The sequence below is a fragment of the Cellulosimicrobium marinum genome (genome assembly GCF_020551945.1).
Classification (GTDB): domain Bacteria; phylum Actinomycetota; class Actinomycetes; order Actinomycetales; family Cellulomonadaceae; genus Cellulosimicrobium; species Cellulosimicrobium marinum.
In genome coordinates this window covers 47,309-73,422 of the sequence record NZ_JAJBZH010000001.1, presented here as the reverse complement: position 1 = coordinate 73,422, position 26,114 = coordinate 47,309, and the positions used below count along the sequence as shown (strand labels likewise).

The 26,114-nt window shown below is 74.8% G+C and carries 25 protein-coding genes; 9 read left to right on the top strand and 16 right to left on the bottom strand.

Features of this window, described 5'->3' with window-relative positions:
* Position 1: 1 nt before the first annotated feature.
* Both LGQ04_RS00325 and LGQ04_RS00320 read right to left on the bottom strand, forming a co-directional pair.
* Positions 2 to 253 carry a hypothetical protein gene (locus LGQ04_RS00325; protein ID WP_229241496.1) on the bottom strand — a complete coding sequence of 84 codons (252 nt, stop codon included), beginning with the start codon at positions 251 to 253 and terminating at the stop codon, positions 2 to 4.
* A gap of 148 nt (positions 254 to 401) precedes the next feature.
* Positions 402 to 1,733, bottom strand: a complete 1,332-nt coding sequence (locus LGQ04_RS00320) for an MFS transporter (RefSeq protein WP_229241495.1) — start codon at positions 1,731 to 1,733, stop codon at positions 402 to 404.
* Positions 1,734 to 1,878: 145 nt separating this feature from the next.
* On the opposite strand from LGQ04_RS00320, the gene LGQ04_RS00315 reads away from it, so the two are divergent.
* Positions 1,879 to 3,348: a ThuA domain-containing protein gene (locus tag LGQ04_RS00315; protein ID WP_229241494.1), complete on the top strand. Its 1,470-nt coding sequence runs from the start codon at positions 1,879 to 1,881 to the stop codon at positions 3,346 to 3,348.
* A gap of 100 nt (positions 3,349 to 3,448) precedes the next feature.
* Here LGQ04_RS00315 and LGQ04_RS00310 read toward each other — a convergent pair whose 3' ends face one another.
* On the bottom strand, positions 3,449 to 4,333 hold the full coding sequence (locus LGQ04_RS00310; protein WP_229241493.1) for a sugar phosphate isomerase/epimerase family protein: 885 nt from the start codon (positions 4,331 to 4,333) through the stop codon (positions 3,449 to 3,451).
* Between the two features lie 184 nt (positions 4,334 to 4,517).
* Between LGQ04_RS00310 and LGQ04_RS00305 the strand changes: the two genes are divergently transcribed.
* A complete protein-coding gene (locus tag LGQ04_RS00305; protein WP_229241492.1) occupies positions 4,518 to 4,787 on the top strand; it encodes an HPr family phosphocarrier protein in 270 nt (89 codons plus the stop codon).
* An 86-nt stretch (positions 4,788 to 4,873) separates the two neighbouring features.
* Here the strand turns inward: LGQ04_RS00305 and ptsP are convergent, their stop codons facing one another.
* Together ptsP and LGQ04_RS00295 are read right to left on the bottom strand one after the other, a co-directional pair.
* Positions 4,874 to 6,607 (bottom strand): phosphoenolpyruvate--protein phosphotransferase, encoded by a 1,734-nt coding sequence (ptsP, locus tag LGQ04_RS00300; RefSeq protein WP_308016311.1) that lies wholly within the window; start codon positions 6,605 to 6,607, stop codon positions 4,874 to 4,876.
* A complete protein-coding gene (locus tag LGQ04_RS00295; protein ID WP_229241491.1) occupies positions 6,604 to 8,007 on the bottom strand; it encodes a PTS transporter subunit EIIC in 1,404 nt (467 codons plus the stop codon). The genes ptsP and LGQ04_RS00295 overlap by 4 nt, the downstream gene beginning before the upstream one ends.
* Before the next feature lie 333 nt (positions 8,008 to 8,340).
* Between LGQ04_RS00295 and LGQ04_RS00290 the strand changes: the two genes are divergently transcribed.
* The 4 genes from LGQ04_RS00290 (at position 8,341) to LGQ04_RS00275 (ending at position 10,229) form a co-directional block, all read left to right on the top strand.
* Positions 8,341 to 9,153, top strand: a complete 813-nt coding sequence (locus tag LGQ04_RS00290; RefSeq protein WP_229241490.1) for a GntR family transcriptional regulator — start codon at positions 8,341 to 8,343, stop codon at positions 9,151 to 9,153.
* The gene (locus LGQ04_RS00285) at positions 9,150 to 9,395 is read left to right on the top strand and encodes a PTS sugar transporter subunit IIB (RefSeq protein ID WP_229241489.1); all 246 of its coding nucleotides are present in this window, start codon (positions 9,150 to 9,152) and stop codon (positions 9,393 to 9,395) included. Before LGQ04_RS00290 ends, LGQ04_RS00285 begins: the two co-directional genes overlap by 4 nt.
* A 139-nt stretch (positions 9,396 to 9,534) precedes the next feature.
* A complete protein-coding gene (locus tag LGQ04_RS00280) occupies positions 9,535 to 9,765 on the top strand; it encodes a PTS sugar transporter subunit IIB (protein WP_229241488.1) in 231 nt (76 codons plus the stop codon).
* Positions 9,765 to 10,229: a PTS sugar transporter subunit IIA gene (locus tag LGQ04_RS00275; protein ID WP_229241487.1), complete on the top strand. Its 465-nt coding sequence runs from the start codon at positions 9,765 to 9,767 to the stop codon at positions 10,227 to 10,229. The genes LGQ04_RS00280 and LGQ04_RS00275 overlap by 1 nt, the downstream gene beginning before the upstream one ends.
* A gap of 24 nt (positions 10,230 to 10,253) precedes the next feature.
* Here LGQ04_RS00275 and LGQ04_RS00270 read toward each other — a convergent pair whose 3' ends face one another.
* From LGQ04_RS00270 to LGQ04_RS00230, 9 genes are all read right to left on the bottom strand, one after another.
* Positions 10,254 to 12,443, bottom strand: a complete 2,190-nt coding sequence (locus LGQ04_RS00270) for an NHL domain-containing thioredoxin family protein (RefSeq protein WP_229241486.1) — start codon at positions 12,441 to 12,443, stop codon at positions 10,254 to 10,256.
* Between the two features lie 48 nt (positions 12,444 to 12,491).
* On the bottom strand, positions 12,492 to 12,743 hold the full coding sequence (locus tag LGQ04_RS00265; RefSeq protein WP_229241485.1) for a hypothetical protein: 252 nt from the start codon (positions 12,741 to 12,743) through the stop codon (positions 12,492 to 12,494).
* Positions 12,744 to 12,896: 153 nt separating this feature from the next.
* Positions 12,897 to 13,982 (bottom strand): chymotrypsin family serine protease, encoded by a 1,086-nt coding sequence (locus LGQ04_RS00260; protein ID WP_229241484.1) that lies wholly within the window; start codon positions 13,980 to 13,982, stop codon positions 12,897 to 12,899.
* Between the two features lie 120 nt (positions 13,983 to 14,102).
* The gene (locus LGQ04_RS00255) at positions 14,103 to 14,474 is read right to left on the bottom strand and encodes a nuclear transport factor 2 family protein (protein ID WP_229241483.1); all 372 of its coding nucleotides are present in this window, start codon (positions 14,472 to 14,474) and stop codon (positions 14,103 to 14,105) included.
* Positions 14,475 to 14,483: 9 nt separating this feature from the next.
* A complete protein-coding gene (locus LGQ04_RS00250; RefSeq protein ID WP_229241482.1) occupies positions 14,484 to 14,885 on the bottom strand; it encodes a helix-turn-helix transcriptional regulator in 402 nt (133 codons plus the stop codon).
* A gap of 6 nt (positions 14,886 to 14,891) precedes the next feature.
* Positions 14,892 to 16,247 (bottom strand): MATE family efflux transporter, encoded by a 1,356-nt coding sequence (locus tag LGQ04_RS00245; RefSeq protein WP_229241481.1) that lies wholly within the window; start codon positions 16,245 to 16,247, stop codon positions 14,892 to 14,894.
* The gene (locus LGQ04_RS00240) at positions 16,244 to 16,894 is read right to left on the bottom strand and encodes an acyltransferase (RefSeq protein WP_229241480.1); all 651 of its coding nucleotides are present in this window, start codon (positions 16,892 to 16,894) and stop codon (positions 16,244 to 16,246) included. Before LGQ04_RS00240 ends, LGQ04_RS00245 begins: the two co-directional genes overlap by 4 nt.
* Positions 16,891 to 17,805 (bottom strand): glycosyltransferase, encoded by a 915-nt coding sequence (locus tag LGQ04_RS00235; protein ID WP_229241479.1) that lies wholly within the window; start codon positions 17,803 to 17,805, stop codon positions 16,891 to 16,893. Before LGQ04_RS00235 ends, LGQ04_RS00240 begins: the two co-directional genes overlap by 4 nt.
* Positions 17,806 to 18,216: 411 nt before the next feature.
* Complete coding sequence (locus LGQ04_RS00230) at positions 18,217 to 19,035, bottom strand: helix-turn-helix transcriptional regulator (RefSeq protein ID WP_229241478.1); 819 nt, start codon at positions 19,033 to 19,035, stop codon at positions 18,217 to 18,219.
* A gap of 71 nt (positions 19,036 to 19,106) precedes the next feature.
* On the opposite strand from LGQ04_RS00230, the gene LGQ04_RS00225 reads away from it, so the two are divergent.
* Both LGQ04_RS00225 and LGQ04_RS00220 read left to right on the top strand, forming a co-directional pair.
* Positions 19,107 to 19,880, top strand: coding sequence for an alpha/beta fold hydrolase (locus LGQ04_RS00225; protein WP_229241477.1), 774 nt, complete (start codon positions 19,107 to 19,109; stop codon positions 19,878 to 19,880).
* Between the two features lie 122 nt (positions 19,881 to 20,002).
* A complete protein-coding gene (locus tag LGQ04_RS00220) occupies positions 20,003 to 20,215 on the top strand; it encodes a hypothetical protein (protein ID WP_229241476.1) in 213 nt (70 codons plus the stop codon).
* Between the two features lie 130 nt (positions 20,216 to 20,345).
* Here LGQ04_RS00220 and LGQ04_RS00215 read toward each other — a convergent pair whose 3' ends face one another.
* A complete protein-coding gene (locus LGQ04_RS00215) occupies positions 20,346 to 22,667 on the bottom strand; it encodes a S9 family peptidase (protein ID WP_229241475.1) in 2,322 nt (773 codons plus the stop codon).
* A 247-nt stretch (positions 22,668 to 22,914) separates the two neighbouring features.
* On the opposite strand from LGQ04_RS00215, the gene LGQ04_RS00210 reads away from it, so the two are divergent.
* Positions 22,915 to 23,919, top strand: coding sequence for a type IV toxin-antitoxin system AbiEi family antitoxin domain-containing protein (locus LGQ04_RS00210; RefSeq protein WP_229241474.1), 1,005 nt, complete (start codon positions 22,915 to 22,917; stop codon positions 23,917 to 23,919).
* Between the two features lie 35 nt (positions 23,920 to 23,954).
* Here the strand turns inward: LGQ04_RS00210 and LGQ04_RS00205 are convergent, their stop codons facing one another.
* A complete protein-coding gene (locus LGQ04_RS00205; RefSeq protein WP_443654094.1) occupies positions 23,955 to 26,051 on the bottom strand; it encodes a bifunctional copper resistance protein CopD/cytochrome c oxidase assembly protein in 2,097 nt (698 codons plus the stop codon).
* Between the last annotated feature and the right edge of the window lie 63 nt (positions 26,052 to 26,114).

Below are 26,114 nucleotides of genomic sequence, written 5' to 3'. Positions count from 1 at the left end.
GTCAGCGGGGCAGGTGGCGGGCGAGGACGTCGAGGTAGGCCTCGCGGTCGAAGTCGTCGACGAGGCCGGACTGGATGATGCAGCCCTGGCAGGCGCTGACGAACAGCGGGGCCTGCTCGGCCGCGAGCGCCGCCGCCTGCGGCTCGTCGAGCCCGTTCGTGCGGCGGTGCCACACGGTGAGGTAGTGCTCGAACGCGCGCCGGATCCGGCGGACGACGTCGGTCGCGAGGGCGCGCAGCGAGGGGTCGGTCATTGCCTCGCCCCAGAGCTGGACGAGGATCCGGGGGTCGCGGAGCTCGGTCGCCGCTCGCCGAACCGCTCCCGAGCGATGCACCCCGGCTCGGGTGATGCACTTCTCCGTGCATCGCTCGCCCCGGGGTGCATCGCTCGTCGGGGGACGCTCAGGGTTCGGGGTGCAGGGCGTCGTAGCGCCAGAAGCCCCGGTACGCGCGCACGACCACCCACAGCACGACCACGCACGCGACGCCGCCGAGCACGGCCGCCCACGCCTCCCCGACCCACGTCGACTGCGCGCCGAGCACGAGCTCCCCGAGGCGCGGCCCGCCGGCGACGACGACGATGAAGACGCCTTGCAGGCGGCCTCGCATCTCGTCGGGGGCGGCGGTCTGGAGGATCGTCTGGCGGAACACGGCGCTCACGGCGTCGGAGGCCCCGGCGAGGGCGAGCGCGACGCACGCCGCGACGACCCACCCGACGAGGACGGTGCCGGGCGACGTCGCACCCACCCCGAGCAGCACGAGACCGAACAGGACGATCGACGCGCCGTAGGCGGTGATCGCCCACACGATCACGCGGCCCTGCCACCGCACGCGCGACAGCCCGCCGGAGAACGCGCTCGCGAGGACCGCGCCGACGGCGAACGCCGCGGTGAGGACGCCGGTCGTCGCCTCGCCGCCCCCGAGCCAGAGGACGCCTGCGGCGGGCAGCAGCACGCGCGGCGACGCGAGCACCATGGCGGCGAGGTCCACGAGGAACGTCGTGCGGATGTTCGGCTGCGTGCCGAGGTACCGGAGCCCGTCGACGACGGACCGCCACCCGACCACCCGGGCGCGCCCGCGGCGTCGGGCAGGCGGTGGCGGCGTGCCCGACGTCGCGGGCGTGGGGACCGGGGGGATGTCCGGGAGGCGCCAGACCGCCCAGAGGGCGGCGGTGAACAGCAGCGCGTCGAGGGTGTAGGCGACCTGGTAGCCCCACAGGGCGACGAGGAGGGCCCCGCCGAGCGGGCCGACCGTGAGGGCGACGTTCCAGGCGAGGGTCTGGAGCGCGTTGGCGGCGGGCAGGAGCTGCGGCTCGACGAGGCGCGGGACGATCGCGGTCCGCGCGGGGTTGTTGATGGCGAAGGCGGCGGACTGCGCCGCGACGAGCCCGTAGAGCACGCCGACGGAGTCGAGGTGCAGCCACGCCTGGAGCGCGATCAGCGCCGTGATGACCCAGAGCGCGCTCGACGCGGCGAGCGCGACCTTGCGCCGGTCGTAGGCGTCGACGAGCGCGCCGCCGTACAGCCCGAGCGCGACGAGGGGCACGAGCGCGCACACCCCGAGCACCCCGACGGCGAGCGACGACCCGGTGAGCGCGTAGACCTGGAGCCCGACGGCGACCACGGTGAGCTGGGAGCCGAGGTTCGAGATCCCGAGGCCCCACCACAGGCGGCGGAACGGCGGGGAGGTGCGGAGCGGCGTCGTGTCGGCGAGAAGACCGTTGACGCGGGCCACGACCGGGAGCCTACGACACGACGGATATGGCGCCGAAACCTTGACTTTTGTCGACCAACGACGAAAGGTAGCGGTGGCTGGCCCGCACCGACGCGGCGGCACCACGGCTCCCGCCGCTCATCGCCGAGACGAGGAGAAGCACCCCATGCATTTGTTCAACGGAAAGACGATCCGCCGCACGACGGCAGCGCTCGCCACGCTCCCGCTCGCCGCAGGCGTGGCGCTCGCCGCAGCGGGCCCGGCGTCCTCCGCCGTCCCGGCCGCACCCGTCGCCGCGGCCGACGAGCCGTACACGATCCTCGTCGTCGGCGAGACGCTCGGCTTCCGGCACTCCCACATCGACAACACCACCCAGGCGCTCATCGAGCTCGGCGCGGACAACGGGTTCACCGTCGACGTGTGGGACCCGCCGAACAGCTCGTCCGGCTGGTGGGGCGCCGGCTCGCCCGGCCAGCCCGACCTCACCATGGACAGCACGCCGTTCACCAGCACGCAGGACCTGCAGCAGTACGCCACGATCGTGTTCGTGTCCCCGGTGGACAACACGAACTCGCTCAACCCCGCCACGCCGCGCCTGCTCGACGACGCCGAGCTCGCCGCGTTCCAGGGCTACATCCGCTCCGGCGGCGGGTTCGTCGGCCTGCACGCCGCGACCGACACCATGCACACCGTGCCCTGGTACAGCCAGCTCACCGGCGGCGGCGCCCGGTTCGCCAGCCACCCCGCGCAGCAGACCGCCACCATGCGCGTCGAGAGCCCGAACCACCCCTCGACCGCGCACCTGCCCGCCGCGTGGGAGCGGTTCGACGAGTGGTACAACTACACGACCAACCCGCGCGAGGACGTCCACGTCCTCATCACGCTCGACGAGTCGACCTACTCCCCCGGCAACAACGCCATGGGCGAGGACCACCCGCTCGCCTGGTGCCACAACTTCGAGGGCGGGCGCTCCTGGTACGAGGGCGCGGGCCACACCGACGCGTCGTGGACCGACCCGCTCTTCCTCGAGCACGTCCTCAAGGGCGTCCAGTGGACCGCCGGCGTAATCAGCGGCGGCGGCGACTGCGTGACGTTCGGCGAGGTCGACGGCATCGTCGAGGGCTTCGACGACAGCACCGGGCACGCCGACGCCGAGGCGCTCATGGGGATCACCGCACGGCTCGACGCCGCCGAGGCCGCCGCCGACGCGGGCGACCACGCGGGCGCCGTCGCCGCGATCTCCGAGGCCGACGCGCTCGCCGCGGGCCTCTCGGACGAGTCCGGCGACGTCGACCACCTGCGCGGCAAGCTCGCCGACCTCGCCGAGTGGCAGTCCGGGCTCGTCGACGCCGGGGACGACCTCGCCTTCACCGCCGAGGCCGACCTGCGCTCCCTCGCGGGCAAGGACTACGTCGCCGTGCGCGTCGTCAACGAGGAGACGACCGCCGTCGACATCACCGTGAGCACCGCGTACGGGACCCGGACGTTCGAGGACGTCGCCCCCGGCCGGTCCGCGTACCAGTCCTTCGCCACGCGCGTCGCGGACGCGCCCGCCGGCGAGGCCCAGGTCACCGTCACCGCCGAGCGCGACGGGTCCGAGATCACCGACGAGGCCGTCGTCCCGTACGGCTCCTGACGTCAGGCACCAGGTGCCGGGCTCGCCTCGTCCGACGGGCGAGCCCGGCACGACGCCGTCCCGGCCCCGTCCGACGGACGACCCGGCGGACGACCGGGCGTCACCACGCGTCGAGGTGGCGGTGCGCGGGCCCCGGCGGCGGCTCGTACGCCGGGTGCGGCCCCGGCGTGAGGTAGGTCCGGGCGAAGAACAACGAGGCGGCCAGGTCCTCGCGACGCTCGGCGGCCGTCCGGGCACGACGCGTCGCGATCTCCACCACGACGTCCCCCGACCAGCCTCGGCGCACCAGCTCCGCCAGCACCTGGTCGCACGGCTGGTCGCCGCGCCCCGGCACCAGGTGCTCGTCCTTGATCGACGCCGAGCCGTCGGCGAGGTGCACGTGCGCGAGGCGCCCGTCGAACACGTCGAGCAGGGCGAGCGCGTCCTGCTGCGCCACGGCGGCGTGCGACAGGTCGAGCGTGACGTGGTCGTACCCGTGCTCCGACGGGTCCCAGCCGGGCAGGTAGGCCTGCATCTCGCGCTTGCGGCCCCGCCACGGGTACATGTTCTCGACGGCGATCGTCACGCCGTCGGTCGCGTCGAGCTCACGGACCAGGTCCTCGAACTCCCGCGCGTACCGGTACTGCCAGCGGAAGGGCGGGTGCACGACGACGGTGCTCGCCCCGACCTCCTGCGCGAGCTCGACGCTGCGGCGCAGCTTGGGGCCGGGCGAGCGTCCCCACACCCGCTGGCTCACGAGGAGCGTGGGGGCGTGGATGCTGCGGATCGGCATCTCGTGCTCCGCCGACAGCCGGCGCAGGGCCGCGGCGTCCTGGGTGACCTCGTCCGACCAGACCATGACCTCCATGCCGTCGTAGCCGAGGTCGGCAGCCGCCTGGAACGCGTAGGCCGCGCGCCGCGGGTAGACGCTGGCGGTGGAGAGCGTGACGTGGATGCGCGGGTCCCCCGGGTCCGAGGGCGGCCGCGCCGGCGTCGCGTCTGACATGCCGGTCACCCTAGACCCGTCGCCCGGTCCCCACATCACGCAGGGCTCCTCGCTCGTGGGGCGAGTCTGCGTGAGGAGCCGACGTCGTCCGGGTCGCGATCTCGAGGACGTCCCCTCTCCCGTTCCCGCTCCGGATCGCCTAGGATGCACTGGTCCAGACCACCTGTCTGCCGGAGGAACCACCATGGACCGTGCCGTCGTCGTCGCGATCACCGAGGGGCTGCACGCACGCCCCGCCGCCCTCTTCGTCAAGACCGCCGCAGCCCAGCCCGCACCCGTGCGCATCGCCCGGCCGGGCGGCGACGCCGTCGAGGCCGCGAGCATCCTCGGCGTCATGACCCTCGGCGTGTCCGCCGGGGACGAGGTCGTCCTCTCGACCGACACCGACGGCGACGACGCGACCACCGCGCTCGACGCCCTCGCCTCGTTCCTGGAGCGCACCGAGGTCGCCTGACCCGCGCCCGAGGGGAGTACCCCGGTCGCTCGAGGTAGTACGCCGGTACTACCTCGCGCTATCGGGGTACTCCCTCGCGGGTGGCGTCACAGGCCCAGGTCGTCCAGGACGGTGAGCCGCTCCCGCACGACGGCGCGCGCGGCGTCGGCCGTGGGCTGCTGGAGGGCGAGGAACGCGAGCTCCTCGCACTGCTCCGCGGTCGTCGCGGCGAGCACCGCGGCGACGTCGGGGAGGGCGCGGGGCGTCATCGACAGGGAGGTCACGCCGAGGCCGACGAGCACCGGCGCGAGCACGGGGTCGGCCGCGGCCTCGCCGCACACGCCGAGCGGGCGGCCGTTGAGCGCCGCGCCCGAGCCCGTGGCCCCGACGAGCGCGAGGACGGTCGGCTGCCACGCGGTCGACAGGCGCGCGAGGTCGGACACCTCTCGGTCCGCCGCCATCGTGTACTGCGTGAGGTCGTTCGTGCCGATGCTCGCGAACGCGGCCTTGGCGAGCACCCAGCGCGCGCCGAGCGCGGCGGCGGGCACCTCGATCATCACGCCCGCGGTGTCGAGCCCGTGGTCGGCGCACAGGGCGACGAACGCCTCGGCCTCGTCGGGCGTCGCGATCATCGGCGCCATGACCCACACCTGGGCCGACTCCGCCTGCGCGGCGCGCGCGATCGCGGTGAGCTGACGGTCGAGCACCTCGGGGTGGCGGCGGGACGTCCGCAGGCCGCGCACGCCGAGCGCGGGGTTCGGCTCGGACGCGGCGGTGACGAACGGGAGCGGCTTGTCGGCGCCCGCGTCGAGCGTGCGGACCACGACCTTGCGCCCGGCGAACGCCGCGAGCACCTCGCGGTACGCGGCGACCTGCTCGTCGACGGTCGGCTCGACGGTCCGGCCGAGGAAGCACACCTCGGTCCGGAACAGCCCGACGCCTTCCGCGCCGGCCTCGGCCGCCGCCCGCGCGCCCTCGCCGTCGGCGACGTTCGCCAGCAGCTCGACGCGGCGGCCGTCCGCGGTCCGGCCGGTCCCGTCGAACCGGCGGCGTTCCCTGCGCGCGTCGCGCGCCGCGGCGACCGCGGCGACGACGTCGGGCGCCGGGTCGCGCTCGACCACGCCGGTCCCGCCGTCCACGAGGACGGTCTCGCCGTCGCGCAGGGCGAGCGCGTCCTCGACCGCGACGACGGCCGGGATGCCGAGGGCCCGCGCGAGGATCGCGGTGTGCGACGTCGGGCCGCCGCCGCGGGTCACGACGGCGAGCACGCGCGTGGGGTCGAGCTGGGCGGTGTCCGCGGGCGCGAGGTCGTCCGCGACGAGCACGACGTCGTGACCGGGGTCGGGGACGCCCGGTGCGGGGAGGCCGAGCAGGGTCGCGACGATCCGGTCGCGCACGTCGCGCACGTCGCGCGCCCGCTCGGCCATGAGCCCGCCCAGACCTTCGAGCTGCGCGACGACGACGCCCGCCGCGTCCCACACGGCGCGCGCCGGGGTCGTGCGCCGGTCCCGCACGCGCCCGACGGCGTCGCGCGCCAGGGCGGGGTCGGCCGCCATCGCGGCGGTCACGCCGAGCACGTCGGCGGCCGCGCCCTCGGCACGCGCGGCGCGGGCGGTGAGGTCCTCCTGGACGGTCGTCACCGCGGCGAGCACCTGCGTCACCGCGAGGTCGAGGTCGGCGGGGGACGCGTCGTCGGGCAGCGGGGTGGTGCCCGGCTCCGGGACCGGGTCCGGCATGCGCACGACGGGCCCGGCCCCCCGCCCGGGGCTGACCGGCACACCGGTCAGCCCCGGGGGGGCGGGCGACGCCGGGGCGAGCGTCGCGTCGTCGGCCACGGTCACGCGGTGCCCCCGTCGGCGCCGGCCCGTGCGGTCCGGTCGTCCGACGTCGCGCGGTCGGGGTCCGTCGCAACCGTCCCGGCACCGGGAGCACCAGCAGCCGAGGTGGCGGAGGGGACGTCGGCGGTGGGGGTGTCGTCGGCGGCGCCCGGCGCGACGGCGCCGTCGGTCTCGTCGTCCTCGCGACCCGGGGTCTTGAGGTTCCAGCGCGTGATGACGAAGCGGAACAGGACGTAGTAGACCACCGCGTACCCGAGGCCGATGGGGATGAGCAGGAGCGGCATCTCGGCGATCCGGAAGTTGAGCAGGTAGTCGATCACGCCCGCGGAGAACCCGAAGCCGTCCCGGATCCCCAGCGCGTTGACGAGGGCCATCGACGTGCCGGTGAGGACCGCGTGGATGACGTACAGCGGGTACGCGACGAACACGAACGCGAACTCGAGCGGCTCCGTGACGCCGGTGACGAACGAGACGAGCGCGGCCGACCCCATGATGCCCCCGACGACCTTGCGGTTCTTGGGCTTGGCCGTGTGGACGATCGCGAGCGCGGCGGCGGGCAGGGCGAACATCATGATGGGGAAGAAGCCGGTGAGGAACGTGCCGGCGGTGGGGTCGCCGGCGAGGAAGCGGAAGATGTCGCCGTTCGCGACGGTCCCCTCCGGGGCGGTGTACTCGCCGAACTGGAACCACGGCAGCGAGTTGAGCAGGTGGTGCAGCCCGATGGGGACGAGCAGGCGGTTCAGCGTGCCGAAGACGAACGCGCCGAGCACGGTCGAGCCGGTGACGAACCCGCCGATCTGCTCGTTGATGAGCCAGTCGAACGCCGGGTAGATCAGGGCGCCGACCACGGCGATGAGCACGGACACGCCCGCGGTGACGATGGGGACGAACCGCCGCCCGCCGAAGAACGCGAGGTACTGGGGCAGCTTGATGCGGCTGTACTTCTGGAACAGCAGCGCTGCGGTGAGACCGATGACGATGCCGCCCAGCACGCCGTAGTTGATGAGCGCCTGCTCCTCGCCCTCGGCGGCCTCGCCGAGCACGTACGGGGAGAGGGAGTCGCTGACGCCCGCGAAGACGAGGTAGCCGATGAGGGCCGCGAGCCCGGTCGAGCCGTCGGCCTTCTTCGCGTACCCGATGGCGACGCCGAGCGCGAAGATGATCGGGAGGTTGCTGAAGAGGGCGTTGCCGGCCGAGTTCAGGACGTCGGCGACGGGCTGCATCCACGCGAAGGTGCCGGCGACGCCGTCGGCTCCGAGCATGTCGGGCTGGCCCAGGCGCAGCAGCAGCGCGGCGGCGGGCAGGGACGCGATGGGCAGCATGAGCGATCGCCCGACGCGCTGGAGCTGGGCGAAGCCGGGGATCCCCTTCTTCGTCCTCGTCGGTGCGGCGACGGTGGTCATGTGTCGTTCTCCTCCTGGGGCGGGCCTGGGGCGCAGGCCGGGTGCGTCGTGCGGCGGCGGTGACGCGACGTCGTTCGGCGTCGTTGCCGGTTCGTGGGCACGACGAGGACCGCTGGGTCGGCCCCCCGCTCGTCGTGTCCACGAATCCGGTCCAGGTTGTCTGGACCACTTGCAGGAAGAGTGGTCTAGACCTCATGATGTGTCAACCCCCGGAGGTGACCCGGGCCACACGGACGCCGCGCGGCGTGGCGCGAGGCCCGACGTCGCCGCAGGTGGGACGACAGAATGGTCCGCGTGGAGACCGACGCACGACGACGAGGACACGGCACGACGATGAGCAGGTCACGATCGCAGGCGAGCGAGCACAAGTACCTCACGGTGCGCGCCTACCTCGCCGACCTCGTGGCGAGCGAGCTCTCCGTCGGGGACGCCGTGCCCTCGGAACGCAGCCTCACCGAGAAGTTCGGCGTGTCCCGCATGACCGTGCGGCAGGCGATCGACGCGCTCGTCACCGAGGGCGTGCTCCAACGGGCGCAGGGCCGCGGGACGTTCGTCGCACCGCCGCGCGCCGACTTCGAGATGCGCCTGACGACCTTCGGGGAGGAGGCGCGACGCCGCGGCATGGAGCCGGGCGCCGACATCCTCGAGGTGGGCACGGCGCCCGCACCGGCGTCCGTCGCGGAGTCGCTCGGGCGCTCGACCGGCGACCCGATGCACCACGTGGTGCGGCTGCGCACCGCCGACGGTTCGCCCATGAGCGTCGAGGAGGCGTGGATCCCCGTCGACCTCGCACCCGACCTGCTCGACGACGGCGTCCCCGACAGCCTGTACGGCGCGCTGCGCGAGCGCGGCCTCGCGCCGAGCTGGGGAGAGGACACGATCACCGCGTCCGACGCGACCGTGCAGGAGCAGAAGCTCCTGGGCCTGCGCGCGTCGCGTGCCGTGATGCGGACGGTACGTCGCACGTTCTCGGGCGACGCACCGCTCATGTACTCGCGCTCCAGCTACCGCGGCGACCGGTACAGCGTGTTCGTGCCGCTCCGCGAGGCCCGCCCGACGCTCGTGCCCCGCACGCCGACGGAACCGACCGACGAGCACTCCCCCGCGCCGGTGCCGGCGCGGGCGACCGAAGGGAACGACCGATGACACAGTCCGACGCCGAGCGCGCCGCGACGATCCTCGCCGGCCTCGGCGGGGTGGAGAACATCGACGAGATCGACCCGTGCACCACACGGCTGAGATCGCTCGTCAAGGACCCCTCCCGTGTCGACGCCGCGCTGCTGCGCCAGGCCGGGGCGTTCGGAGTCATGGTCAACGGGCGGGTGGTCCAGGTCGTCGTCGGGCCCCAGGTCGACACGATCGCGTCGGACCTGGCCGACCTCATGTAGCAGACCGCGCCCCCGGCGCCGGGCGACCGGCTCGGCGCCCGCGGCATCAGAAACCCCGCGCACCCCGCGCACCCGACCGGCACGGCAGCCGGCCGGGACACCTGACCGGCTCCCGCCGGACGGACACGAGGAGCACCCCGTGAGCAAGGCAGAGCAGATCCTCCGCGGCCTCGGCGGCGACGAGAACGTCGTCGACCTGGAGGCGTGCATCACGCGCCTGCGCGTCGAGGTCGAGGACCCGGCGCTCGTCGACGACGCCGCGCTGACCGCGGCAGGGGCGATCGCCGTCGTGCGGACCGGCGCCGCGATCCAGGTCATCGTCGGCCCGGACGCGGACAACATCGCCTCCGACATCGAGGACCTGCGCTGATGGCGGCGCCCCTGACCGTCCTCGTGCCCGTCACGGGGACCGTCGTCGACGTGAGCGACGTCGACGACCCGGTGTTCTCGGCGGGGCTCGTCGGGCCGGGCCTCGCGGTCGAGCCCGACGACGCTCAGGGCGGGGTGGCCGTCGCCCCCGTCACGGGGACGGTCGTCAAGCTGCACCCGCACGCGTTCGTCGTGCAGCACGACGACGGTCGCGCCGTCCTCGTCCACCTCGGCATCGACACCGTCAAGCTCGGTGGCGAGGGCTTCACGACGCACGTCGCGCAGGGCGACCACGTGGAGCGCGGCACCGTGCTCGTGACGTGGGACCCGCAGGCGGTGCGGGCGGGCGGCCGGTCGGCGGTCTGCCCGGTGGTCGCCCTGGAGGGCTCGCCCGGTGACGTGACGCCTCTCGCGGAGGTCGGCGCGTGGGCCGCCCATGGCGAGGAGCTGCTCACCTGGGGCTGACCCGCCTGCCGGCCGGTCCCCGTGTCAGCCGCGCAGCGGGAGGGTGAGCGTCGGGTCCTCGCCGGGCTCGCCGGCGTCGACGACCCGCACGGGCACGCCCCAGTCCTGCTGCGCGAGGTGGCAGGCGGGGAACACGTCGGGGTCGGGCTCGCCGTCGGGGCCGAGCGGCACGACGTCGCACGACGCGGCCTTGGCGGTCACGTGCAGCACGCCCTCGGTCACCTCGGGGTTGACGACGAGGTCGCGCCACAGGTCCGTGCCGTCGCCCGCGCCGCCGAGCAGGAGCTCGGGCGGGCTCGCGGAGACGCTCAGGCTGGTGGACGGCCCGAACCGGTCGTCGAGCTTCTGCCCGGGTGCCGGGAGGAACGGCACGTCGAGGCGCAGCGGCCCGCCCTCGACGTCGGTGACGGGGCGCTGGGTACGGTGGGCGCCGCCGTCGAGCACTTCGCCCGCGAGGTCCGCGGGCAGGGCGACGCGCGTGAGCCGGTGCGCGGCGGACTCCACGACGAGCAGGTGCACCTGCGGCGTCCCGTCCGCGGCAGCTCCGGCCTGCACGACGACGCCGCTCGGCTCCGCGAGGCCCGTCGCCAGGGTCGTCATCTCGCCCGCGACGCGCGTGCCGGCCGTGTGGTCGCCGACGCCCCCGGCCGCCTCGCCACCGGCGTCCGTCCCGGGCGCGGGGACGAAGCGCCGCAGCGCGCCGTCGTAGGTGTCCGCGACGACGACGCTGCCGTCGGGCAGCGTCGCGACCCCGAGCGGGTGCTGCATGAGCGCCTGCGCGGCGGGCCCGTCCCGGTGCCCGAAGTCGAACAGCCCCTGCCCGACGGCGGTCCGCACCTCTACCCCGACACCGTCCACGGGCGCGACCCGCCGCAGCGCGGACGTCTCGGAGTCCGCGACCCAGATCGCCCCGTCGTCCGCGACGGCGAGGCCGGACGGCTGCGCGAACCACGCCGTCTCCCCCGGCCCGTCCTCGAGCCCTTCGTTCATCGTCCCGGCGAGCAGCCGCACCGCACCCGCCACCGCGTCGAACGCCCACAGCGTGTGGTTCCCCGCCATCGCCACGACGAACACCCCGAGGCCGCCCGACCACACCACGTCCCACGGCGACGACAGCTTCTGCCTCCGGGCCGCGGGAACGGACCCGGCCTCGACCCTCGCGGCCGGACCGTCGGACCGGACGAGCATGGACGCGGAGGGGGCGGGGTCGGTGGTGGTGGCGGGTCGTGGCGGGTCTGGCGGGAGGTCGCGAGGAACGAGCGACCGGATGGTAGACCCGCCGCCACCACCGACCTCGGTCCCGGACCCGCCCCCGTCCCCAGCACCAGTACGCGCCGGCAGCACGTTGTCCACAGCGCCCACCATGTACTGGTGACCGGTCCCCGCGACGGTCGTCACGTCGCCGTCCGCGAGGCGCACGCCGCGCAGCGCGTGGTTGACGGTGTCGGCGACGAGCACGTCGTACCCGAGCGTCGCGCGCAGGTCGTCCGGGACGAGGCAGAGCCCGTTGGGCTCGTTGAACCGGGCGGCGTCGGGCGCGCCGTCGACGAGCCCGCGCTCGCCGGTGCCGATGCGCCGGACGAGGGTCTCGCCGTCGGGCAGGAGCTCGGCGAGCGAGTGGTGGCCGGCGTCGGCGACGAGCAGGTTCCCGGTCGGCAGCTCGATCGCCGTGGCGGGGAAGCGCAGGGTGCCCGACGTCGGGGCAGGGGCGACGTAGGGGCCGTCGCCGCGGTGGAGCGTGCCCTTGGCGTCGTGCTCCGCGACGAGCTCGTCGACGAGCGCGGCGATGGCGGACGCGTGCCCCTCCCCCGCCATCTGCGCGACGACGTAGCCCTGGGGGTCGATGACGACGAGGGTGGGCCAGGCGCGCGCGGTGTACGCGGACCAGGTGACGAGCTCGGGGTCGTCGAGGACGGGGTGGTGGACGTCGTAGCGTTCGACGGCGGCGGCGAGCGCGTCGGGGTCGGCCTCGTGGGCGAACTTGGGCGAGTGGACGCCGACGATGACCAGCTCGTCCCGGTGGGCTTCCTCGAGCTCGCGCAGCTCGTCGAGGACGTGCAGGCAGTTGATGCAGCAGAAGGTCCAGAAGTCGACGAGGACGATCTTTCCGCGCAGGTCGGCGAGGGTGACGTCGCGCCCGCCGGTGTTGAGCCAGCCGCGGCCGACGAGCTCGGAGGCGCGGACGCGGGGGAGGCGATGGGGTGAGGTGGTCACCCGCTCATTGTCGCGGCCTCCAGCGCCCGTCGCGGTCGACGAACATGGTCACAGAGGCGTGACGGCTCCGACGACGCGCACCTCGACGTCGACCCCGTCGACGGACGCGGGGACGTCGACGTCCTGCGACGTGACGTTGACGCGCAGCATCCAGTCCTCCGCGGGGGTGCGGTCCGCGGTGTCGTGCGGCCGCGCCGTCGGGCCGTGGCGGGTCAGGCCGACGCCGGTCACCCCGTCGGTGTCGGCGATCTCGGCGCGGAGCGTCGTCTTGGCCGCGCGGGCTCGTTCGAGGGTCGCCACGCACACCACCTCCTGGGGCCATTGTCCGCCTGGTTCGCGCGCGCGTCGAGGAGAGCCGGGTCCTCGCCCGTGAACTGCGGTACTACTTCGCGGGCCCCGGTACTACCTCGCGGACTGGGGCCTTCCCCGGTGAACCTGGGTTCACCTCGCGGGTCAGGGGAGCAGGGTGACGCCGAGCTGGTCGAGGACGGTGTCGATGGCGTTGCAGTAGGTCAGGCCGGTGCCGTTCGACCCGCCGGTCTCGGAGCCGGCGAACAGCAGGCCGAGCGCGACGCCGTCCTCGCGGTAGACGAGCGAGCCCGAGTCGCCGCCGCGGGAGAACGGGCCGGTCCCGGTCGACTCGACCTCGATCTGGTCGTCGAACCGCAGCGCGCCGAGCTCGTCGCCGTAGCCCACGACGACGTCGTCGAGCTCGATCGCGGTCACGCGCCCCGCCGTCACCGCGGTCGTGCGGCCGATCTTCCCGACGGCCTCGCCGCCCTCCGCGCGTGCGGTCGTCGTGACGCGCCCGACGGGGTACGTCGGGTCGACGTCCGGGTCGTCCAGGAGGGCGATCGCGCCGTCGACCGTCTGCGTGACACCGGCCTCCAGCGGCACGACCCGCGCGAGCGTCCCCACGCGGTCCGCGGGAGCACCGCCCCCGTCGGCGGGGCCCGGCTGCACGACGACGTCCCCCACCCGCGCGGTCGTCGACCCCGCGAGCACGTGCCAGTTCGAGAGCGCGTAGACCGCGTCGTCCGGTGCACCCTCGACCGGGGTCGTGGCCCGGACGAACGCCCCGAGCGTGCCCGCGGTGACGTCGACGTGCGCGACCGACACCCCGGGACGCAAAGGGCGCACACGGTCCGTCTCCCCCGCCGCGAGCGCCGTGACGACGGGCGGGCGCACAGCCGCGCCGGGCCCCCCGGCCCGACCCGACCCTCCGGCGCGACCCGGAGGCCCGGCGAGCGGGCGGATCCGGCCGGTGCGGCGCACGTCGACCGTGTCGCCCGCCTCGGACGCGACCTTGCGCGCGATGCTGCGCGCGGCGGGGACGCCGAGGCGGTACCGGACGGCGATGGCGTACCCGCCGTCGTCGCGCGGGGCGAGACCGAGCGCGAGGGTGGGCGAGCGCACGAGGTGCGCCGCGTCGTCGGGCACCCCGCTGGCCTCGATGCCGGGCGCGCCGCTGCGCTCGGCGAGCTCGCGCGCGTAGTCCGCGAGCTGCGTCTTGATCTCCCGCGCCTTCTGCTGGTCCATGCGCACCGTCCTCGTCGTCGCCCTGCCTGCGCCGTCTGACCTGGTGATCCTGGCCGAGACCACCCACACCCGGGGAGGCGACACGCGGGGCGCGCGCCTGCGGCGGCCTCGGGGACCGACTCAGGTGGCGGTCGCGGTCTGCTGGTAGAGGACGAGGCGCAGGGCGCCGTCGACGAGGCGGTACGTGCTCGTCATCGTCGCCTCGAACGGCGGGGCGCCCGCGCGCCGGGCGACGGCCCGGTAGACGAGGGTCACGACGTCCTGCCCGGGCCGGAGCAGACGGGGGTCGTGCAGCGCGTAGGTGTCCCACGGCGGTGCGTCGTCGAGGCTCGCGACGACCGCGTCGCGGTCCAGGACGCTGCCGTCGACGAGGACCATGAGGCCGTCGTCGGTCATCGCCTCGCCGTAGAACGCGCCGCCGCGCGACCCGCACAGCGCGTCCCAGCCGTCCCGCTCGCGTGCGACGGCGTCGTCCAGCCCGATGTGCACCATCCCCCGACGCTAGCGACGCGGAGGCGCTCGCCGCACGCGGGCGGCGAGCGTGGCGACTCGGTGCCGGTCGCTCGCGCCGAGCGCGTCCCACACCTTGCCGCGCGCGGAGTGCGCGTCGCCGTCCACGGCGCTGCCCGTGGGGAGCGCGGCGAGCGCGACGGCGACGGCGACGGCCTGGGCGGGCGTGAAGCGCACCGGCGGCAGGGGCGCCGAGGGGTCGAGGACGTACCCGCCGCCCGGCCCGGCCTGCGCGCGGATCGCGAGGCCGTTCTCCTGGAGGGCGGCTACGTCGCGCTTGATGGTGCGGGCGCTGACGTGCAGGGCGGCGGCGAGGCGTGTGCCGGTCGTGCCGGTGCGCCCGGCACGGCGCAGCTCACCGGCGAGGGCCTCCAGCCGTTGGGTCCGGTTCATCGGGGTTCATCCGGCCGGGACGAGCCGGACGAGCCACCGGCGCGAGCGGATCCGGCGCGCCGCGACGACGAGGCGGAACGCCTCCTCGACGAGGAGCAGGGCGAACACGAGGACCGGGTCGGCGTCGAGCACGAACCGGAGCACCAGCGCGAGCGGGAGGAGGAGCACCCACTGGGCGGTGACGTCGAGCAGGAGGCAGAAGCGCGCCTCGCCGCCGGACCGCAGGACGCCGAGGACCATCGTCATGGCGACGCTCTTGAGGACGAACCCGGCGACCATGACGTCGTAGAGGGTGCCGGTGAGGTCGAGGCTCTCCGGGCTCACCCCGGGGAACAGCCCGAGGACGGGCACCTTGAGGAGTCGCACGAGGACGCACGTGACGACCCCGGTGACCACGCTCACGACGACGAGGGTGCGCCCGAGCGCGTACGCCTCCTCCCGCTCGCCCGCGCCGAGGCGCGCGCCCACGAGGACGGAGGCCCCGTTGGCGAGGCCGACGGAGAATGCGAGGGCGAGGGACTCGACCGGGGAAAGGATCGCGAGCGCCGTCGCGCTCGTGACGGACATGCCGCCGACGACGGCGTAGAACGCGAAGGTGCCCAGCGCCCACAGGGTGCTGTTCGTCGCGGCAGGGAGGGCGAGCCGCAGGAAGGGGGCGAGGTCGTCGCGCCGCACGCCCGCCCGGGCGTCGCGGCCGAGCGCGGCGAGCACGTGGCCCCGCCACCGCAGGTGGAGAGCGAGGAGCGCGGTCTCGACGACGGCGCTGAGCACCGTGCCGTACGCGGCGCCGGTGATGCCGAGCGCCGGCACGGGACCCAGCCCGGTGATGAGGACGGCGTTCGCGGCGACGTTGAGCACGACGCCGAGGCACGCGTACACCATGCCGGTCGCGGCGGCCCCGGAGACCCGCAGCCCGGCGCCGACCGCGGTGGTGTACGGGAGGAGGAGGTACGGCACGCTGACGAGCCGCAGGAACTCCGCCCCGGCGTCGACCACCTCCGGGGAGTCCGTCCCGAGCCCCATCACGGCCCGCGGGAACACGAGGAACAGGAGGGCGACGGCCGCCCCGGCGGCGAGCGAGACCGCCCACCCGAGCCGGACCGTGCGGCGCAGCCGCGCGTCCCGGTCGGGCCCCGCACCCCCCTGGATCTGCGCGCCGAGCTGCGCCACCCCGACGGACAGGCCCACGACGAACATCGTCGCGACGAACATCGCCCGGGCGGCGAGGCCCACCGCGGCGACGTCGACCTCGCCCTGCGACCCGAGCATCGCCGCGTCGACGAGGCCCTTGCTGGAGAAGAACACCGTCTGCGCCGCCACGGGGAGCGCGACGGCGAGCAGCGGCCGGGCGACGCCGTTCACAACCGCTTGACGACGCGCGCGGGGTTGCCCACGACGACGCAGCCGTCGGGCACGGACTCGTAGACCACGCTCTGGGCGCCGACGACGCTGCCCGCGCCGACCTCGACGCCCTTGAGGATCGTCGCGCCGGTCCCGACCCACGCCCCCTCGCCGACCCGGACGGGCGCGGACGTGATGCGCTCCGCCTCCCGGGCCCCGCCCCGGTCCCGCAGGGGGTGGCCGCTGCTGTCCATGATCGTCACGAGCGGGCCGAACATGGCCCCGTCGCCGATCTCGACGAGCTCGTACGCGACGACCGCGACGCCCTGCAGCACCACGTCGTCGCCGATCACGACGCGCCCGGCCGGGCGGTCGTTGACCTTGACCGACGTGAGCTTCACGGGCTGGCTGTGGAACGCCGGCGTGACGCCCGAGTCCACGTAGCAGCCGCTCCCGACCCGCACGACGCCCCGGAAGTCCTCCCGCGCGACCGTGCGGACACCCAGCTCGTCGTCGGTCACCTGCGTGAACGCGACGCGCGGGACGCCGACGAACGTCGTGCCCTCCCCCACGACGACGCCGCTCTTCGTCAGCGCGTCGGTGACGGTGCCGCCGACGAGCGGCCAGTCGGGGCGGCAGGGGTACTCGTTGTCGTAGCGGGCGGTCATCGGCGGTCTCCTCGCGCGGGCGTGAGGACCGTGCCCGTCGCGCCGTGCCCGGTGAAGATGCGGATGACCTTGTTGAGCGAGTACTTCTCGTCCTGCAGGTCCTTGCCGTAGAAGCTCGTCACCCACAGCCCGTACTTCTCGTGGATCCGGTCGGCGGCGTTGGCGGACGACTCGCGCAGGTCCGCGACCTCCTTCTCGTGCGGCCAGTGGAACGAGCGGGCGGACCGGTCCATGACGAAGAGGTTGTTGCGCTGGAACAGGCGCACCCCGAGGTCGACGTCCTCCCCGCCCCACCCGGTGAACGACTCGTCGAACATCCCCGCGGCGAGCACCTGCTCGCGCTCGGCCGAGACGTGGCACGTCCAGAAGATGTCGAACGGCGCGGGCCAGCCCGCGATGATCTCGCCGAGCTCCTGGTACTGCTTCTCCCGCACGTCGAACGCACCACGCTCGTGCAGGAGCCCGATCGCGGCGTCGGCGTCGCCGGGGTCGATGCCGCGGGCGAGCTCGTCGAGCACCTGCTCGTCGGCCTCGAACCCGTACACGTAGCCGACGACGACCGTGGGGTACGCGGCCCTCCGGTGGATGTCGAGGTGCGTCTGGAGGGTCCGGGACCCGAGGAGCACGCCCGTGTCGACGTAGACGACGTACCGGCCGGACGCGATCGCCGTGCCGATGTTGCGGGCCTTGCCGGCGCGGAACCCGGCGTCCTCCTGCCAGTAGTACTTCACGTCGAGGTGGTCGGCGAAGGACCGCACCACCTCTTCGCTGTGGTCGCTCCCGCCGTCGTCGACGACGACGACCTCGAACCGGTCGCGGTCGAGGTTCTGGCGGCGCAGGGCCTCCAGGGTGTGGTGCAAGAGCTGTGCGCGGTTGTACGTGGGAATGACGACACTGATCTCGGTGCTCATGGCGAGGTCTCCGGCCCGTACGACGGTGGAAAACACGTGCATGGCCGGGGTGGGCGCACGACTGCTCGTGGCATGGTGCGACCGAGAATTCAGGGATGGGCTTTCTTCCCGGCCGCTGCGCGCTCAACGGCCCGACCAGCCCATCCTTGGGTGGGGCGACATCCACACTATCCACGGAGCGACGCCGTGACCAGCGCCTTCACCACTCTTTGCGCGCTGACGAATGTCCACGGAATGTCGCTCTGGCGGGGATACCAATGCCATTGTTGGGTAGGCGAAAATGTCGCCACGGGTTCCCCTGGTCACGGCGGCATGTCGAGATGGACGACCGTCGGCGCCGTTCGCGAGCAATGCTAACAAACCCCTCCCGGGTCGTGGAAGAGGGCCCGGGACGCGTCGGCCAGATCGGTGTCAGGTGCTGTCACCGACCGACCCCGCGCCCGCGGCGACGGGAGCGGCGCCCGGCGGCGGCTCGCCGACCTCCGTGACCGGCCGAGGCTCGTAGGACTCGGTCGTGAGGTCGGCGCGGTCGACCCGCGCCAGCCGGAACCAGCGGATCCCCTCGCGCAGGTGGCACCAGGCTACGAGGTACCAGCGGTCCTCGGTGTGCGCGAGGAGCACCGGGTCGACGCGCCGCGACGTCCGCTCCCCCCGCCCGTCCGTGTACCGGATCGCGAGGACGCGCGACGTCGCGATCGACTGCTCCACCGCACGCAGCACCCCCAGGTGCGTGCGGGCCTGCCCGACGACGCCCCCTCCCCCGGGCGGGACGACGTCGCGGGCCGCGGGCGCGCCGTCGGGCACCTCGGCGTCGGGTGCGCCCGCACCGGCCGCCGGCGCGCGGCGCACCCAGACCCGCGCCGCGAGCGCCTCGGCGCGCGCACGGTCGCCCGCGCCGAGCGCGTCCCACACCTTGCCGCGCGCGGCGGAAGCGTCGACCGCGAACGGGCTCCCGGGCGGCAGCGTGGCGAGCGCGACGGCGACGGCGACCGCCTGGCCGGGCGTGAAGTTCACGGGCGGCAGCGTCGCGCTCGGGTCGAGGACGTAGCCGCCGCCCGGTCCGGCCTGCGCCCAGATCGTCAGACCCGCCTGCTGGAGGGCCGCGACGTCGCGCTTGATCGTGCGCTCGCTCACCTCGAGCGCGGCCGCGAGGCGCGGTCCGGTCGTCCCGGTGGGGCCGGAGCGCCGGAGCTCCTCCGCGATCGCGTAGAGCCGCTCGGTCCTGTTCATCCGATCCTCCCCCGCACGTGTCGAACCATGGTGACAGACCGGTGTCACCAGGGCGGTGCGAGGGTGGAGCCATGACCGAGAACAGCACGCACGAGATCGCACCGGAGGGCGCCGTCCACGTCGTCCTCGTCCCGGGGTTCTGGCTGGGCGCCTGGGCGTGGGACGACGTCGTCCCCCACCTCCGGGCCGCCGGGCTCGTCCCGCACGCCGTCACGCTCCCCGGCCTGCGGCCCCAGGACACCGCGGCCGACCGGGCCCGCGTCACGCGCGACGACCACGTGGACGCGGTGGCGCGGCTCGTCGACGGGCTGGAGGGCGATGTCGTGCTCGTCGGTCACAGCGGCGGAGGCCCGGTCGTGCAGCAGGTCGCCGACCGCGACCCGCGGCGCATCGCGCGCGTCGTCTACGTCGACACCGGTCCCCTCGTGGACGGCGCCGCCCTGAACCCCACGCTGCCCGCCGACGCCGCGGAGGTCCCGCTGCCGTCGTGGGACGAGCTCGCGGAGCAGGGATCGAGCACCGACGGCCTCGACGACGACGCGCTGGCCCGCTTCCGCGAGTGCGCGGTCCCGCAGCCGGGTCCCGTCGCCCGCGGGCCGGTGCGCGTGTCCGACCCGGCACGCCTCGACGTGCCGACGACCGCCGTCTGCTCGTCCATCCCGTCCGCGGTGCTCGCCGAGCTCGCGAACCCCGGCCCGCCGCTGCACACCGAGCTCGGCGAGCTCACGGACCTCACGTACGTCGACCTCCCGACGGGCCACTGGCCGATGCTCTCGCGCCCCGCGGACCTCGCCGCCGTGCTCGTCGCCGCGGTGACCGCGCGGTCGGGCCGCGCCGGGCGGTGACACGGCCGGGCACCTCGTGCAGAAAAGTCACGGAAGTCACGTCACGGACGGCAGCTTTCTCCGTCTTGTCGGGTGGAAGCGGCCTCCGGCCGCACGAGCGACCATCGATGACGAGAAGGACCATGTCCGACACCCTGCCTGCCTCGCCCGCCCGTACCGACGTCCGCGCCGCCCTGCTGTGGGCGCTGGAGCACGACCGCACCGCGCTCCTCGAGCACCGCGAGTCCACGCAGCGGTGCCTGCGGGACGCGGCGCGCGGCGCGGCCGACCGCCGTCTCGTGCGGCGCTGGCGGGTCGCGACGACACCGACGCTCCAACCGGTCCCCGTCGCCTGACGGTCGCGGCGGACGCGTCCTCCCGCCGGTCGCCGAGCACGAGGTTGATGTCGTCAACGCGTCGACAACGACATCGACCTCGTGCTCGGCGGCGAGGAACCTCGTGCTCGGCAGCAGGATTCAGTGCGGCTCAGCCGAGCGTCGTCGGCAGGACGGCGTCGCCGTCGCCCGGCGCGGTACCGAGCACGTGCTCCGCGAGGAACGCGAGCACCACCTGGTACCAGACCTTGGCGTGCTGAGGGCTGAGCACCCAGTGGTTCTCGTCGGGGAAGTAGAGGAACCGGTGCACGGTCGACCCGTCGGGCGCGGCGGGCAGGCCGGAGTCCGCGAGCAGCTCGTACCAGAGGCGCAGCCCCTCGCCGATCGGCACGCGGTAGTCCTTGTCGCCGTGGATGACGAGCATCGGGGTGACGATGTCGCCGACGAACCGGTGCGGGCTGTTCTCCAGCGCCATCTCGGACGTCATCTCGCGCTGCCAGTAGTACGCGTGGTCGGTGGTGGGGCCGAACTGGTCGAGCGCCCACAGGCTCGCGTGCGTGACGACGGCCCGGAAGCGGTCGGTGTGCCCGGCGACCCAGTTCGCCATGTACCCGCCGAACGACCCGCCCATCGCGGCGGTCCGCGTCGCGTCGACCTCGGGCAACGTCTCGACGTGGTCGGTGACGGCCATCAGGTCGGTGTACGGCTCCTGCCCCCAGCGCCCCCAGCCGCGCTGCACGAAGTCCTGCCCGTACCCGGTGGACAGCGCCGGGTCCGGGAGCAGCACCGCGTAGCCCTTCGCGACCATGAGCCACGGGTTCCAGCGCCAGCTCCACGTGTTCCAGGACCCGAGGGGGCCGCCGTGGATCCACAGCAGGAGCGGCGCGGGGTTCTCCGCGGACGCCCCGTGGGGCAGCGCGAGCCAGGCGCGCACGCGCACGTCGTCCGACGCCGCGGTCTCCACCTCGACGAGCGTGCCCGGCAGGTCCGGGGTCGCCACCGGGCCGCGCAGCGCCGTGGCGGGCACCGGTGCACGCTCGCCCGGCGCGCCCGCGTCGAGGAACGCGCCGAGGTCGACGCGGACGGGGTGCGCGGGCTCGCGGTAGCTCGACCGCAGGGCGTAGAACGTGCGCCCGTCGGGGGCGACCTGGACGTCCGTGAACACGGCGTCGTCGGCGGTGACGCGCTCCGCGGTGGGCTGCTCGCCCCGCGCGTCCGGGGAGAACGCGACGAGGAAGACCGGGCCGCGGCCGTCGTCGTCGGCCGTGACGAGCAGGCCCGAGCCGTCCGGGAGCCAGCGGACCGACGTCGGCCAGCGGTCCCAGTGCGGCACGAGGGTCCGCGGGGTCGCGTGGTTCTCCGCACGCGTCGTGGGGGCGTCGTCGTGCCCGCCGTCGTGGCCGGCGCGGCCGTCGGGCGCGTGCAGCGGCACGACGGCGAGCGTCTCCTCCGGCGCCTGCTGCGGCGTCGTCAGCGTCTCGCGGACGAACGCGACGAACGCGCCGTCGGGCGAGATGCGGGGACCGTGCACCTGCGCGCCCGGCTCGTCGACGAGCGTGCGACGCGCGCCCGTCGCCGTGTCGACCGCGACGAGCGTGCTGCGCGTCGAGGCCCCCGGACCCGGCACCTGCCACGTCGTGACGAGCGTCGTGCCGTCCGCGGACAGGTCCGCCGAGTGCTCCCACAGCGCCCGGCCCGGGCCGTCCTGCCCGACGCCGCGGCTCACGTCCCGCAGGTCGAGGAGCCGGGGGTCGTGGGCGTCGTGCGTCGCGTCCGGGGCGGCGGCACCGGTCTCGGGGGCGGCGTCCGGGGCCGTCTCGGTCGGGAGCGGACGCGCCGGCTCGTCGGCGAGCGCCGTGAGGTCGGCGACGAAGCGGTGCGGTCGGCCGGGCCCGAGGTCGTGGTCCCAGTGCCGGACCGGGTAGGCGTCGTGCAGGATCGCCGCGACCTTCGCGTCCTTGCGGGCGGTGCGCAGCGTCGCGTCGTGCGCGAGGTTGGTCGCGCCGGGCAGCACGTCGGCGGCGACGGAGACGACGGGCGCGTCCGTGGCGGCGAGCGGGGAGCCCACGCCCGCGGGCGCCGTCGCGACCACGCGGGCCTCGCCGCCCCGCGCGGGCAGGAGCCACAGCGCGGCCTTCGGGTCGTCGTCGGCGGAGGCGTCCGGGTCCGGCCGCGCGGAGGTGAACAGCACGTCGCCCTGCGCGGTGAACGTCGCGCCGGCCTCGCCCTTGCGGCTGCGCGTCAGGCGACCCGCCGGGGCGGCACCCGACGGGTCGACCTCCCACAGCGCGGTGCGGTAGCCGGTGCGCTTCTCGTCGAGCGTCTGCACGGTGGTGACGAGGCGAGAGCCGTCCGGCGAGAGCGCCAGGCCCGCCACGCGCGGGACCGCGAGGTAGTGGTCGAGGTCGTGGAACGGTGTCGGTGGCGTCGTGCCACGGTCGGGAGAGGGCGTGCTCGCGGCGTCGTTACTCACGGGTACGTCCTATCACGGCCACCCCGGACGCCGCCGAACACGAGGTTGCCGTCGTTCTGAGGCACTTGGCGGCAGCAAGCCCGTGCTCGACGGCGAGCAGTCCCGTTCTCGCGGGCACGCGCCACCCGCAGCCCCGCCCTTGCGCAGCCCCGCCGCTCGCCGTCCACAGGCCCGGTTCCGCGACCGTCGTCCACAGGACGCCCGCGCCGCACGAAGCGGTGCGCGCAGGACGTGCTGGCATCGGGACGTGCGCACCCTCACCGCCGTCCCCGCCGAGCTGCTCGCCGTCGCGTCCGCGCAGGAGGGGCTGCTCTCGGCGGCCCAGTGCGACGAGCACGGCGTCGGTGCCCACCGGCGCGGACGGCTCGTCGCCCAGGGCCGGTGGACCCGCCCGACACGCGGCGTCTACGACACGCGGACGACCCCCGTCCGGCGCCGGACGGGTCCCGGCGTGCACGACCACGTGCGGCGACGGTCCGCCCTGCTCGGGCTGCTCGCGTTCGGGGAGGACGCGATCGCCGTCGGGCCCTGCGCGCTCGTGCTGCACGGGGTGGAGGGGGTCGCGGCGGACGTGCGCCCGCAGGTCGCGCTCCCTGGAGGCCGCGCCGCTCTCTCCCGGGACGGCGTCGCGCTGCGCCAGTTCGACGACGGCATGACGGTCACGCGCGTCGACGGGCACCTCGTCGCGACGCCGGACTGGGCCCTGGCGCAGTCCGTCCCGGAGATGGGCCGCCGGCGGGCGGTGGCCGCGATGGACAGCGCCCTGCACCGCCGCCTGCTGGACGCGGACGGCCTGTCGCGCGCGCACGACCTCGCCCGGGGGCGCCGCGGCGTCGCGCGCACCCACGCCTGGTGGGACGAGGCCGACGCGCGGTCGGAGTCCCCGCTGGAGACCTTCGCCCGGCTCGACTGCTCCGACGCGCGGCTGGCTCCCGACGCGCTGCAGGTGGAGGTGCGCGACGACGGGCGCCTCCTCGGGCGCGGGGACCTCGGCTGGCGTCTGCCCGGTGGGCGGTGGCTGCTCGCGGAGCTCGACGGCGTCGACGTGCACAGCGTCCCGGAGGCGCTGCTGCGCGACCGCAGCAGGCAGAACGACCTCGTGGGGCACGGCGGCGTCGACCTGCTGCGGTTCACCGGCCGCGACCTCACCGCTCCGGGCGCGTCGTCTCCGGGCCGGATGGTCGCCGTCGTCCGCCGTCACCTCTCGCGAGCACGAGGTTCCTCGCCGTCGAGAACGACGTCGGTGCCGTGATGGGCGCGAGAACGACACCAACCTCGTGGTCGGCGTCAGGGGCGGTCGTCGCGCTCCGCCATCTTCGCGAGCATCGCGTTGTACTCGCCGAGCTCGGCGTCGCCGTCGCGGTCCGCCTGACGGTCGTGACGCCGGGCCTCGCGCTCGTCCGAGCGTGTCCACATGACGGCGACGACGATCGCGAGGGCGAGGGTCGGCAGCTCGCCGATGCCCCACGCGACACCGCCGCCGCGCTGCTGGTCCTCGATGGCGCTCGGGCCCCACTCGCGGCCGAGCAGCCCGAACCACTCGGGGACGAGCAGCACCTCGCCCGACGTCAGCGCGACGCCGAAGAACGCGTGGAAGGCCATCGTGGCGAACAGCAGCAGGAGGCGCTGCGGGTAGGGCGGGCGGTGCGGGCCGGGGTCGATCCCGACGAGCGCGTTCGCGAACAGGTACCCCGCGAGCGTGAAGTGCAGGAGCATGAGCAGGTGCCCGGCATACGTCGTCAGGGCGAGCTCGAAGGCCGGCGTGTAGTAGAAGACGATCATCGAGCCGGCGAAGTTCACGGCCGCGACGACCGGGTGGGCGAAGAACTGCCCCACGCGGGACGTGACGAGCGCGAGCACCCACTCGCGCGGTCCCCGCGACCCGTCCTTGCGCGGCGGGACGGCCCGCAGCAGCAGGGTGACGGGCGCGCCGAGCACGAGCAGGATCGGCACGACCATCGCGAGGACCATGTGCTGCACCATGTGCCCGCTGAACAGCACGTGCCCGTACGTCGCCGGACCGCCCGACGTCACCCAGAACAGCACGACGACGCCCGCGCACCACGACACGGTGCGGCCCACGGGCCAGCGGTCGCCGCGGCGGGCGAGGCGCCGCACCCAGGCCAGGTAGACGACGAACGCCGCGACGCACGCGAACGCGGGCAGCACGTCCCAGCGCCACTCGGTGAACCAGCGGGCGAGGGTCGGCTCGGGGGGCAGCGGGTGGCCCGTGACGATCTCCGCGGGCGTGGGGTCGCTGATCTCCGTCTGCGGGACGGGCGGTGCCGTCGACCCGAGGGCGACCGCGACGCCGGACACGGCGCCCATGATCGCGAGCTCGACCGCGACGAGGCGCCAGAACAGCCACCGCGTCGCGTCGCCCGCCCCGTCCTTCGTCGTCCCGGCCCTCGGTCCGCGCAGCCGGCGCACGACGAGCTCGCGGTGCGCGAAGCCGACGGCGCCGAGCACCATGATGAGCGCGACCTTGGTGAGCAGGAGGATGCCGTAGTCGGTGCCGAGGCCGGCGAGGGTGTCGATGCGGATGCTCGCGTTGACGACGCCCGAGACGGCGACGGCGACGTAGCACCACAGCGCGATGGCGGAGTAGCGCGAGACGGCGTCGGCGAACCCGTCGCGGACGAGGCCGCCGCGCGCCCGCACGACGGCGAGCGTCCCCAGCCCGCCGACCCACAGGGCGGCGCCCGCGAGGTGGAGGAACATCGTCGACACCGCGAGCTCGTGCGAGGCCGCGCCTGCCGCGTGACCGGTGTTGGCCTGCAGGCCCAGCGCGACGAGGGCCACGGCGGCCGTCCACAGCGCGCCCGTGGCCGAGCGGACGGCGAGCGCCAGCGCGGACGTCACGGCCGCGACCACGACGACGGCGAGGTAGCTGCGCCCCAGGCTCACCTGGGAGACGAACAGGCCGAGCTGGTCCCCGAAGGTCGGGTTCGTGATCGCGGTGCCGGAGATCGACGAGTACCGCAGCACCACCTGGAGGACGGCGAGGACCGCCCACGACGCCGACGCCACGCCCGCCACGCCGAGCGCGCGGCGCAGCGCGTCCCCCGGCGGCAGCACGCACGCCGCGAGGACGAGGGAGCCCAGCGCGAGCGCGACCGACAGCTCCGTGAGGACCGTGACCACCGGCGTGCCCCAGCGCACCAGCGCGCCCGGGTCGCTGAACCCCTCGATCGCCGAGAAGGCCCCCGAGAACGACCCCGCCCCGACCACCGCCAGCACGGCGACGACGACGGCGAACGGGCCCGCGAGGACGAGCCACCACGGGTTGGCGGGGCGTGCGGCGGACGAAGCGCGGCGCACGGCGGTGGAGGTCACGCGACCAGGGTAGGCGCACGGGCACGCCGCCCGGACCCGCGCTGGCATACTGGGCCGGGTTCGCCGGGGGGCGCGAGGCCCCCGGCCGTCCGCACGGTGCGTGAGCACCCG